Genomic DNA, 10,377 nt, shown 5'->3' with positions numbered 1-10,377 from the left:
ACGGCCAGCATCGTGATCAGGACGAGGCAGGCCAGGAGCGCCAGCGACGGCCACGTGAGGACGGCGGCGCCGGCGGGCGGGGCGGGGACGTGTGCGAGGGCGACGGGGAGCGCAACACCGGACCTCCAGACGAACGCGGCGCCCCTACGGTGCCATCGATCTTCGGCCCGCGCCAGCGTCCGCACCGGCCGACCCCGGTCGCGCCCGGTCCCGGAGGGCCGCGCGCAACAAAGATCATTAAGCGCTTTCTCCATTGGAAATGAGGCGTATTCGCTCGGAACGCTCCACCAGAAAGGGATTCGGTCTCCCTGTGCCGAGCGTGAGTGATCCGCTGCGACATGTCGCCGACCTGCGGGGGTTGGCAGGATCCAACAACCGCCTGACCACACTAATCACCCACAAAACGTTGCTATTTTGCCCATACTTGGTGAATTCTTAGGGACTTCAGCAAGCCGTCACCTCGCGAACAGCGGCGCGGGTTCAGGCCTGGGGGATCACCTATGACCTTGGACATGCGCATGCGCAACAACATGTTCCGCCGGCTGCCGGTCGAGCAGGCGACCGGCCGGCTCTACGGCGGCCGGCACCGGCTCCGCGTGGTGTACCGGACCCGCGACCTCGTCGTGCTCGGCCTCGGCGTCATGATCGGATCCGGCATCTTCAAGATCGCCGGCGAGCAGGCGTCCTCCACGGCGGGGCCCGGCGTGCTCGTGTCGTTCCTCATCGCGGGCGGGGTGTGCGTGCTGGCGGCGCTCGCCTTCGCCGAGCTCTCCTCGATCATCCCGGTCGCGGGCAGCGCGTACTCCTTCGCCTACGTCGCGTTCGGCGAGATCTGGGCGTGGGTCGTCGGCTGGGCCCTGATCATGGAGCTGCTGCTGGCCGCGTCGGTGCTCGCCCGGGTGTGGTCCCTCTACGCGACGCAGGCGCTGCACGACTTCGGGGTGCCGATCCCGAGCGGGCTCGGCGACCTGATCGGCCAGCAGAAGGGGCCGGACGTGTTCGCGCTCGGCATCCTGCTGCTGGTCGTCCTGATGCTCGCCGGCGGCAGCCGGATGAGCCTGAAGACGCTGTGGTTCATGGTGCTGGCCAAGGTCATCGTGATCGGGCTCGTCATCGCGACCGCGCTGAAGTTCTTCCACCCCGGCAACCTCACCCCCTTCCTGCCGCCCTCGCAGCCCGCGCCCGCGGGCGACAAGACGGTGCTGGACGCCGTGCTCGGCGCCGTCGGCGGCGGCACCCCGCACGTGTTCGGGACCTGGGGCATGCTCGCGGCGGCGCCCGCGATCGCCTTCGCCTACATCGGGTTCGACCTGATCGCGACGGCCTCGGAGGAGACCGACGACGCGCCCCGCAAGGTCCCGCGCGGGATCATCACCGCCCTGGTCACCGCGATCGTGCTGTACGTGGCCGTGGCGTTCGCGCTGGTCGGCATGATGGGGATGGACGGCATCGCCAAGCTCAACCCCGACAAGCTGCTGCTCGCCGCGGCCTTCGACTCGGTCGGCGCGGGCGCGATGGGCAAGATCGTCGACGTGGGCGCGATGCTCGCGCTGACCACCGTGATCCTGGTGCTGATGATCAGCCTGACCCGGGTGGTGTTCTCCATCTCGCGCGACGGCCTGCTGCCGCGCCCCCTGGCCGCGATGAGCCGCTACAAGGTCCCGTCCCGCGCCACGCTCGTCGCCGGCGGCGCGGCGATCGTCATGTCGCAGACGGTCGACGTGCTCACGCTGGAGCAGCTCGTCGTGATCGGCACCCTGTTCGCGTTCCTGTTCGTCGCGGCGGCGGTGCTGGCGCTGCGCCGCTCCCGGCCCGACCTGCACCGCCCCTTCCGGATGCCGGCGGCGCCGCTGGTCGTCCTCGTGGCGATCGTCGCGGTGGGCTGGCTGATGCTGAACCTGAACGTCCAGACCTGGGGGTACTTCGCCGTCTGGATGGGCGTCGGGCTCGTCCTCTACCTGGTCTACGGGCGCCGCAAGAGCCAGATGAAGCTCCTCCTGGACGCGCCGCCCGCGCGCCCGGCCACCGCGCGGCTGGCCCCGGCCTCGCCGCCCGGCATGGCGCCCCCGCCCGGCATGGCGCCCCCGCCCGGCATCGCACCTCAGCCCGGCATGGCACCGTCTCCGCACATGGCGCCTCCGCCCGGCCCGCGGGACGTCCACTCCTCCCCCGGGCCCTACGGGACGGGGACCTGGCCCGCCGAACGGCGCCCCGGCGCGCCCGAGAGCCCCTACCCGACCGGCCGGTACTCGACGGGACGGCAGCCGGGCGGCCAGTTCGCCCGCGACCCCCGCCATCCCGGCGAGCGCGCCCCGGAGCGGTACCCCTCCGCCCGCTCCGACGATCCGTACACGCTCGATCCGTACACCCTCGATCCGGGCACCTCGGACCCGTACGGGCCGCGGGGCGAAAGCGGTCAGAGCGGGGAGCACCAGGAGCCGCCGCACGGCGGCCGGCACCGCCGCTGAGGCCGCACCGCAGAACTTCTGTTTTGTGAAGTTCCGCCCAAACCCGGCCCGCTGAACGACGGGCCCGCCGAACGACTCAGGGCGCCGCCCCCTCCCCGGGGCGGCGCCCTCGTCTCGTCTCCAGAGGAAGGGACTGGACAGCGGGCCCGGCCCGGGTTATGTTCTTCTCATACCGAGATGAACTCACTCTGAGACTTACTCAGTCCAAGATCGACGGGAGGCGGGCGGATGGGCCCGGAGCCGAGGCGCGACGAGAGCGACTTCCTCGCGAACTACGACCCGCGCGACTACGACCCGGTCGCCGTGACGGTGGACGTGGTCGCCCTCACCATCCGCGACGGCGCCCTCCACGTCCTGCTCGTGCGGCGGGGGAACGCCCCCTACGAGGGGATGTGGGCGCTGCCCGGCGGCTTCGTCCAGGCGGGCGGCCCGCTCCAGGGAACCGACGCCGAGGACCTGCCCGACGCGGCCGTCCGGGAGCTGGCCGAGGAGACAGGGCTCAGCGCCAAGGGCGGCGCACTCGGCCGGGTCCATCTGGAGCAGCTCGGGACCTACGGCTCCCCCGGCCGCGACCCGCGGATGCGCGTCATCTCCGTCGCCTACCTGGCGTTCGCGCCCGAACTGCCGGACCCCGAGGCGGGCGGCGACGCGGCCGACGCCGCGTGGTCGCCGGTGGACGCGCTGGGCCTGGCCGACTCGGGGCGCCAGCGCCCCGGCACCACCCGCCGGCTGGCGTTCGACCACGCGCGGATCCTGTCGGACGGGCTGGAGCGGGCCCGCGGGAAGCTGGAGTACACCCCGCTCGCCACGGCGTTCTGCGACGGCGAGTTCACCATCCCCGAGCTGCGCTCGGTGTACGAGGCGGTGTGGGGCGAGGAGCTGCACGCCGGCAACTTCCACCGCAAGGTCCTGTCCGTCCCGGGGTTCGTGGAGAGCACCGGCGCCACGTCCGACCGCGGCGGCCGCCGGGGCGGTCCGCGGCCCCGCCTCTACCGCGCGGGCGACGCCCGGCTCCTGCACCCGGCCCTGCTGCGGCCCAGCAGGGAGGAGGAGATCAGATGAGCGAAGCGAACCGGGGGGTGTGGGGGGTCGCCCCCCACAAGGAGCACAGATGAGCGAGACGGAACTGGAGGACGCGCTGGCGCGGCTCGGCCGGGCCCGCGTTCCCGCCGACCTGTTCGGCGACGACCTGGCGGAGGCGGTGCGGCGCTACCGGCGGCTGGCCCGGCTCGTCCACCCGGACGCGGGCGGCGGCCGGACCGAGGAGGCGTTCGTCAGGCTGACCTCGCTCTGGCGCGCCTACAACCGCGGCGACGAGACGCTGATCACCACGCGCCGCCACGCGTACCGGCTGGAGGGCGACCCCATCGGCGGCGATCTCGCGGTGCTGTACGCGGCGCGCCCGGAGCCGGGCCGCCGGGTGCTGCTGAAGATGCCGCGCGACCCCGCCGACGGCGATCTGCTCGAACGCGAGGCCGTGGCGCTCCGGCAGCTTCCGAAGGACGGCGACGCCCGATTCCTGCCCTACGTGCCGCGGCTCGTCGAGTCGTTCCGGCACCGGGACGCCGCCACCGGGACGCAGCGGCAGGTCAACGTGATCGCCGCGCTGGACGGCTTCCACAGCCTCGCCGAGGTCGGGCGCGCCTTCCCGGACGGCGTCGACCCGCGCGACGCCGCCTGGATGTGGCGGCGGCTGCTCGCGGGCCTCGGCTTCGCGCACCGCGCGGGCGTCCTGCACGGCGCGGTGCTCCCCGACCACGTGATGATCCACCCGGAGGAGCACGGCCTGGTCCTGGTCGACTGGTGCTACTCCGTCCCCGGCTGCCACGCGCACGCCGACCCCTCGGGCCGCGTGCCGGCGATGGTCGACCGGTACGCCGGCTGGTACCCGCCCGAGGTGCCCGGACGGCGGGCCGCGAGCCCGGCGACCGACATCTTCATGGCCGCCCGGTGCATGACCGGCCTGATGGGCGACAAGGCCCCGAAGGCGATGCGCTCGTTCGCGCGCGGCTGCACGCTGCCGGCGCAGAACCGGCGCCCCGCCGACGCCTGGCGGCTGCTGGCCGAGTTCGACGAGCTGCTGGAGCGGCTCTACGGCCCGCGCCGCTTCCGCCCCTTCCACATGCCCGCCCCCCACTGAAGGAGAGAGATCATGGGAAGCGGAAACTGGTCCACCGACGTCTACGCCGCGCGCGCGAGCTACCGCGCGTCCACCGGCGCCAGCGCGTTCGCCTACTCCGACGGCGGCGCGACCGCCGTCCACCCCGACCTGGACCCGCGCGGCGTGACCTTCCGCGAGAGCCGGGACTCCGCCGACCACCCCGAGTCGCTCGCGATCGGCGTGCTGTTCGACGTGACCGGCTCGATGGGGACCGTCCCGCGGACGCTGCAGGCCAAGCTCCCCGACCTGCTCGGGCTGCTGCTGCGCAAGGGGTACGTCGAGCACCCGCACATCCTGTTCGGCGCGGTCGGCGACGCGACCTGCGACCGGGCCCCGCTGCAGGTCGGGCAGTTCGAGGCCGACAACCGGATGGACGACGACCTCGGCAGGATCCTGCTCGAGGGCGGGGGCGGCGGCCAGATGCGCGAGTCCTACGAGCTGGCCATGTACTTCATGGCGCGGCACACCGCGATCGACTGCTTCGACAAGCGCGGCAAGCGCGGCTACCTGTTCATGATCGGTGACGAGCTGGCCTACCCGAAGGCGAAGCGGCGCGAGATCGCCGCGCTGATCGGCGGCGAGCCGGACGAGGACGTCCCGATCGCGAAGCTCGTCCGTGAGCTGCAGACGAAGTACGACGTGTACTTCATCATCCCGGAAGGCGCCTACCACGCCGGCAACCAGGACCTGAAGGACTTCTGGCAGGGGCTGCTCGGCCAGAACGTGCTCTACCTGGACGACCTGGACGCCGTCTGCGAGACGATCGCGCTGACGATCGGCCTCGCCGAGGACGCCATCGACCTGGGCGAGGGGCTGGAGCACCTCGCGGAGGCGGGCTCGGGCGCCGGCGCCTCGGTGTCGCGCGCGCTCGCCCGGCTGGACGCGGCCCGCGCGCCGGTCGCGGTCTCCTCCACGCCGCCCGGCCTGGACGCCTCCGGCCCGTCCGCGACGACCCGGCTCTGATCCATGGACCACGTGATCGTCGTCGACCTCGGCTTCGGGGACGCCGGCAAGGGCACGGTCGTCGACCACCTCTGCCGCACAACTGCGCTCCCGGTGGGGGGACGACCCCCCACACCCCCCGGTTCGCTTCGCTCATCCGTACACCCGGTGGGGGGACGACCCCCCACACCCCCCGGTTCGCTCCGCTCATCCAAGCCCCCGGTGGTCGTGCGGTTCAACGGCGGCGCGCAGGCCGCGCACAACGTCGTCGCGCCGGACGGGCGGCACCACACGTTCGCCCAGTTCGGCTCGGGCACGTTCACGCCGGGAGTGCTGACGCACCTGTCGCGGTTCATGCTCGTCGACCCGCTGGCGCTCGCGGCCGAGGCCGACCACCTGCGCGCGCTGGGCGTCCCCGACGCGCTCGACCGGCTCACCGTCGACGGGGACGCGCTGCTCACGACGCCCTACCACCGGGCCGCCAACCGCGCGCGGGAGTCGGCGCGCGGCGCGGCCCGGCACGGGTCGTGCGGGATGGGCGTCGGCGAGACCGCGTCCTACGCCCTGGCACACGACGACGCGCCGCGGGCGGCCGACTGCCTGTCGCCCGCCCGGCTGCGGCGCCGGCTCGCCGCCGTCCGCGACTGGTATCGGGCCGCGTTCCCCGACGGCGAGGACGTCCCCGGCGCCGACGCGTGCGCCGAGGCGTTCACCGCGTTCGCCGAGCGGGTGCGGATCGTCGGCCCCGGGCACCTGCCCGCGCTGCTCCGCGCGGGGAGCGCGGTGTTCGAAGGCGCCCAGGGCGTCCTGCTGGACGAGTGGCACGGCTTCCACCCGTACACGACGTGGTCGACGACGACGTTCGCCAACGCCGAGACCCTGCTGGCCGAGGCGGGCGCGTCCGCGGCGCGGCTGGGGGTGCTGCGCGCGTACGCGACCCGCCACGGCCCCGGGCCGTTCGTCACCGAGGACCCGGCGCTGACCGCGGACCTCCCCGACCCGCACAACGGCACGGGACGCTGGCAGGGCGCGTTCCGGGTCGGCCACCTCGACGCCGTGGCGCTCCGGTACGCGCTGGAGGTGGCGGGCGGCGTGGACGGCCTGGCGGTCACGCACCTGGACGTCGCGGGGGCGCGTCCAGACCTGCGCGTCTGCCACTCCTACGAGATGGACGGCGGCCGGGTCGGGCGCCTGGAAACGGGACCGCCCGACCTGGACCGCCAGGCCGCCCTCACCCGCCGCCTCCTGGCGGCGCGCCCGGTGTACGCCCCGCTCGGCGACCCGGTGGAGACGATCGAGGACGCGCTCGGCGCGCCCGTCGTCCTGCGCTCCCACGGCCCCACCTCGACCGACAAGCGCGCTGACCACTTCCGGACACCCATTGACCTGAGCGTGCGCTGAGACCAAGATCCCGCTAACGCCGCGGCTCTTCCGGAGGTGGACGTTGCGTCTCCCCCTGCGCACCCTGTCGGCATTCGCGGCGCTCGCCGCGTCCCTCGCGCTGCTGACCGGACCGGCCGCCGCACCGCCCGCCGCGGCGCAGGCCGCCGACGGCTGCGACCCGATCGACCCGGCCGCGTGCCTCCTCCCGTTCCCGAACGACTACTACACGGTCGCCGACGGCGGCACGCCCACCGGCCGCCGCGTCCACCTGCGCACGACGCTGAAGAACGCGCTCGGCGTGCCCGTGTCGCCGGACGACTGGAACCGCGCCGACGGCTTCTCCCCCGGCTCGATGCTGCTCAGCCGCGTCCCCGGCCTCGACCTGGCCCGCACCGGCGCCGCGCCCGTCACCGACATCGGCGCCTCGCTGCGCGACGACGCCCCGATCGTCATCGTCGACACCGCGACCGGCGAGCGCTGGCCGTACTGGGCCGAGCTGGACGCGAACGCGCCCGCCGACCGCCGGGCGCTGATCGTCCGCCCGGCCCGCAACTTCCGCGAGGGCCACCGCTACGCCGTCGCGCTGCGCGACCTGCGCGACGCGTCAGGAGACCTGATCCGGCCGAACGCCGCGTTCGCCAAAATTCTCGGGCCCGACCTGCCGGCGACCGACCCGCTCGCGGCGCGGCAGCGGGAGGGCAGGCGGGTCCTCGCCGCGCTCCGGGCTCGCGGAGTGGGCCACGACGGCCTGTACCTCGCCTGGGACTTCACCGTCGCGAGCCGGCAGAGCCTCACCGGGCCCGTGCTCCGCATGCGCGACGACACGCTGCGCGGTCTCGGCGACCGCTCCCCCTCGTTCCTCGTCACGCAGGTGACCGACGACGTGGACGACAAGATCGCCCGGGAGGTGAAGGGGGTCGTCTGGGCGCCGAGCTACCTCGACCAGTACGGCGGGCCGCCCGGATCGGCCCTGCACCGCGGCGCGGACGGCATGCCCTCGCGGCTGCCGGGCAACTCCCAGGCCGTCCCGTTCCAGTGCGAGATCCCGCGCTCGGCGCTCGCCCGCCCCGCGCGCCCCGCCCTCTACGGGCACGGCCTGCTCGGCAGCGAGGGCGAGGTCGACGCGGGCAACGTCAAGGCGATGGCCGCCGAGCACGGCTTTATGTTCTGCGCGACCAAGTGGATCGGCATGGCGGACGAGGACGTCCCGAACGTCGTGACCGCGCTCGCCGACCTCTCCCGCTTCCGGACGGTCGCCGACCGCCTCCAGCAGAGCCTCGTGAACTTCACCTTCCTCGGACGCGCGATGACCCGCGGGTTCGCGGGGAACAAGGCGTTCCGCGACGACGCGGGCGCGCCCCTGATCGACACCGGCGCCGAGCTGACCTACGACGGCAACAGCCAGGGCGGCATCATGGGCGGCGCGCTCACCGCGATCTCCCCCGACGTCCGCCGCGCCGTCCTCGGCGTCCCGGCGATGAACTACAGCACGCTGCTCAACCGCAGCGCCGACTTCCCGCAGTACGCCAAGATCCTCGACCTGTTCTACCCGGACAAGCTCGACCAGCAGATCGGCCTCGCGCTCATCCAGATGCTGTGGGACCGGGGCGAGGCCAACGGCTACGCCTGGCACATGACCGACGACCCGCTGCCGAACACGCCGAAGCACCGCGTGCTGATGCACGTGGCGTTCGGCGACCACCAGGTCGCCCCGGTCGCCGCCGAGGTCGAGGCGCGCACGATCGGCGCCCGCGTCCACGCGCCGACCGTCGTCCCCGGCCGCAGCCCGGACAAGACGCCTTACTGGGGCATCCCGACGTTCGGGACGTCCTACGACGGCTCCGCCATGGTCGTGTGGGACAGCGGCTCCCCCGTCCCGCCGCTCACCAACACGCCCCCCACCGAGGGACGCGACCCGCACTCCGACCCCCGCGGCAACGCGGACGCGCGCCGGCAGAAGGCGGCCTTCCTCACCACGGGCGCCGTCGTGGACGTGTGCGGCGGGGGACCCTGCGTGATCACGCCCTGATCCGGACCTGAGATGATCGGGTCCATGCTGCAGGTCTGCCCCAACGGAAGCCGGACCGAGGGCGTGCCGACGTCCCCGGAGGAGATCGCCGCGGCGGTCCGCGCCGCGGCCGATGTGGGCGCCCAGGACGCCCACCTGCATCCCAAGGACGACGCGGGGGCCGACACCCTCGCCGCGCCCCGCGTCGCCGAGACCATCGCCGCCGTCCGCGCCGCGACCCCGTCGATCCCCGTCGGGGTGACCACCGGCGCCTGGGCCGCGCCCGACCCGGTCGAGCGCGCCGCGCTGGTGCGCTCCTGGACCGTCCTGCCCGACCACGCCTCGGTGAACTTCCACGAGGAGGGCGCCGAGCTCGTCGCCGAGGCGCTGTTCGAACGCGGCGTCGCGATCGAGGCGGGGATCTTCTCCGGCACCGACGCGGCGGCGCGGTTCCTCGGCTGGCCGCACGCCCACCACGTGCTGCGGATCCTCGCGGAGATCACCGACACCGACCCGGAGACCGCGACCGACACCGCCAAGGCGCTGCTGCACGACCTCGGCACGCGCCTGTCGCGCCCGATCCTGCTGCACGGCGAGGACGGCGGCGCGTGGCCGGTGCTGCGGCTCGCCGTCAGGCTGAACCTCGACGTCCGCATCGGCCTGGAGGACACCCTCGAACTCCCCGACGGCTCTCCGGCCGCCGACAACGCGGTCCTCGTCCAGACGGCCCGCGCCCTCCTCGCGCCTTAGGCGCCCGCGGACCCGGACGTCAGGAGCGCGGGTTGTGGCCCGCGGCGTCCAGGCGCGCCCAGCCGGCCTCCCACAGCTCGTCGCGGTGCCGGTCGCAGCGGCGCCGGACGAGGGCGTAGGCGATCAGGACGGGCAGCGCGCAGCCGAGCACGGTGGCGCCGGCCGCGTACACCGCATCGGTGACGGTGCGGCTGTGCGGGCGGGGCCGGACGGTCGGTTCGCTGTGCCGGTCCACCCAGATCGTCCGGTGCGCGCCGACCCTGGCGTCCTTCCAGGCGGGCAGGGACCCGGCGTGGGGTCTGCCGTCCGCGCCCGGCCAGCTGGCCTGGACCGTCTCGTGGATGTAGCGGTCGCCGGAGGATCCGAGGCCGCCGGTCGAGGTGACCGTGGCGACGACCTGGCGGCGGTCGGCCCGCTCCGCGTTCTCCGCGCGCGTCCCCGCGGAGTAGGACAGGGACGCGGTCCAGGCGGCGAGCGGCGGGGCGACGCCGAGCAGCAGCAGGAGGAGGCCGAGAGCGACCATCCGCTGGACGCGGTCCACCGGACGGCGCAGTTCACTGCGCTCCAGGCCGAGGCGCCGGCGCAGCCGCGTGAGCGGCGGGCCTCCTCGGCCGATGCCGGACCTGCGCATCCGCGTTCACCTCCCCGGGGCATGCCCTCCCGGC

The 10,377-nt window shown here is 74.1% G+C and carries 9 protein-coding genes; 7 read left to right on the top strand and 2 right to left on the bottom strand.

The window, feature by feature from the left end; genetic code table 11:
• Positions 1-185, bottom strand: a 185-nt coding sequence (locus tag ABWI04_RS11835) for a hypothetical protein (protein ID WP_353832384.1), incomplete at its 3' end; no start/stop codon positions are given.
• Positions 186-500: 315 nt separating this feature from the next.
• Between ABWI04_RS11835 and ABWI04_RS11830 the strand changes: the two genes are divergently transcribed.
• The 7 genes from ABWI04_RS11830 (at position 501) to ABWI04_RS11800 (ending at position 9,712) form a co-directional block, all read left to right on the top strand.
• Positions 501-2,468: an amino acid permease gene (locus ABWI04_RS11830; protein ID WP_353832383.1), complete on the top strand. Its 1,968-nt coding sequence runs from the start codon at positions 501-503 to the stop codon at positions 2,466-2,468.
• Positions 2,469-2,696: 228 nt separating this feature from the next.
• Positions 2,697-3,530, top strand: coding sequence for an NUDIX hydrolase (locus ABWI04_RS11825; protein ID WP_345174594.1), 834 nt, complete (start codon positions 2,697-2,699; stop codon positions 3,528-3,530).
• 49 nt (positions 3,531-3,579) lie between these two features.
• Positions 3,580-4,608, top strand: a complete 1,029-nt coding sequence (locus tag ABWI04_RS11820) for a molecular chaperone DnaJ (protein ID WP_353832382.1) — start codon at positions 3,580-3,582, stop codon at positions 4,606-4,608.
• A 12-nt stretch (positions 4,609-4,620) separates the two neighbouring features.
• On the top strand, positions 4,621-5,592 hold the full coding sequence (locus ABWI04_RS11815) for a hypothetical protein (RefSeq protein WP_345174590.1): 972 nt from the start codon (positions 4,621-4,623) through the stop codon (positions 5,590-5,592).
• 201 nt (positions 5,593-5,793) lie between these two features.
• Positions 5,794-6,972, top strand: coding sequence for an adenylosuccinate synthetase (locus ABWI04_RS11810; protein ID WP_353832381.1), 1,179 nt, complete (start codon positions 5,794-5,796; stop codon positions 6,970-6,972).
• Between the two features lie 43 nt (positions 6,973-7,015).
• Positions 7,016-8,983 (top strand): hypothetical protein, encoded by a 1,968-nt coding sequence (locus tag ABWI04_RS11805; RefSeq protein ID WP_353832380.1) that lies wholly within the window; start codon positions 7,016-7,018, stop codon positions 8,981-8,983.
• Between the two features lie 24 nt (positions 8,984-9,007).
• Positions 9,008-9,712, top strand: a complete 705-nt coding sequence (locus ABWI04_RS11800; protein ID WP_345174583.1) for a 3-keto-5-aminohexanoate cleavage protein — start codon at positions 9,008-9,010, stop codon at positions 9,710-9,712.
• A 19-nt stretch (positions 9,713-9,731) separates the two neighbouring features.
• Here ABWI04_RS11800 and ABWI04_RS11795 read toward each other — a convergent pair whose 3' ends face one another.
• Positions 9,732-10,343 carry an Rv1733c family protein gene (locus ABWI04_RS11795; protein ID WP_345174582.1) on the bottom strand — a complete coding sequence of 204 codons (612 nt, stop codon included), beginning with the start codon at positions 10,341-10,343 and terminating at the stop codon, positions 9,732-9,734.
• Positions 10,344-10,377: the final 34 nt, after the last annotated feature.

Source organism: Actinomadura sp. NPDC000929, from assembly GCF_040492065.1.
Taxonomy (GTDB): domain Bacteria; phylum Actinomycetota; class Actinomycetes; order Streptosporangiales; family Streptosporangiaceae; genus Spirillospora; species Spirillospora verrucosospora.
This window is presented reverse-complemented; position numbering and strand designations above follow the sequence as displayed.

What these genes read in the sequence shown, in the direction of transcription:
- ABWI04_RS11830 (WP_353832383.1), top strand. Translation starts at nt 501, where the DNA reads ATGACCTTGGACATGCGCATGCGCAACAACATGTTCCGCCGGCTGCCG.
- ABWI04_RS11825 (WP_345174594.1), top strand. Translation starts at nt 2,697, where the DNA reads ATGGGCCCGGAGCCGAGGCGCGACGAGAGCGACTTCCTCGCGAACTAC.
- ABWI04_RS11820 (WP_353832382.1), top strand. Translation starts at nt 3,580, where the DNA reads ATGAGCGAGACGGAACTGGAGGACGCGCTGGCGCGGCTCGGCCGGGCC.
- ABWI04_RS11815 (WP_345174590.1), top strand. Translation starts at nt 4,621, where the DNA reads ATGGGAAGCGGAAACTGGTCCACCGACGTCTACGCCGCGCGCGCGAGC.
- ABWI04_RS11800 (WP_345174583.1), top strand. Translation starts at nt 9,008, where the DNA reads ATGCTGCAGGTCTGCCCCAACGGAAGCCGGACCGAGGGCGTGCCGACG.
- ABWI04_RS11795 (WP_345174582.1), bottom strand. Translation starts at nt 10,343, where the DNA reads ATGCGCAGGTCCGGCATCGGCCGAGGAGGCCCGCCGCTCACGCGGCTG.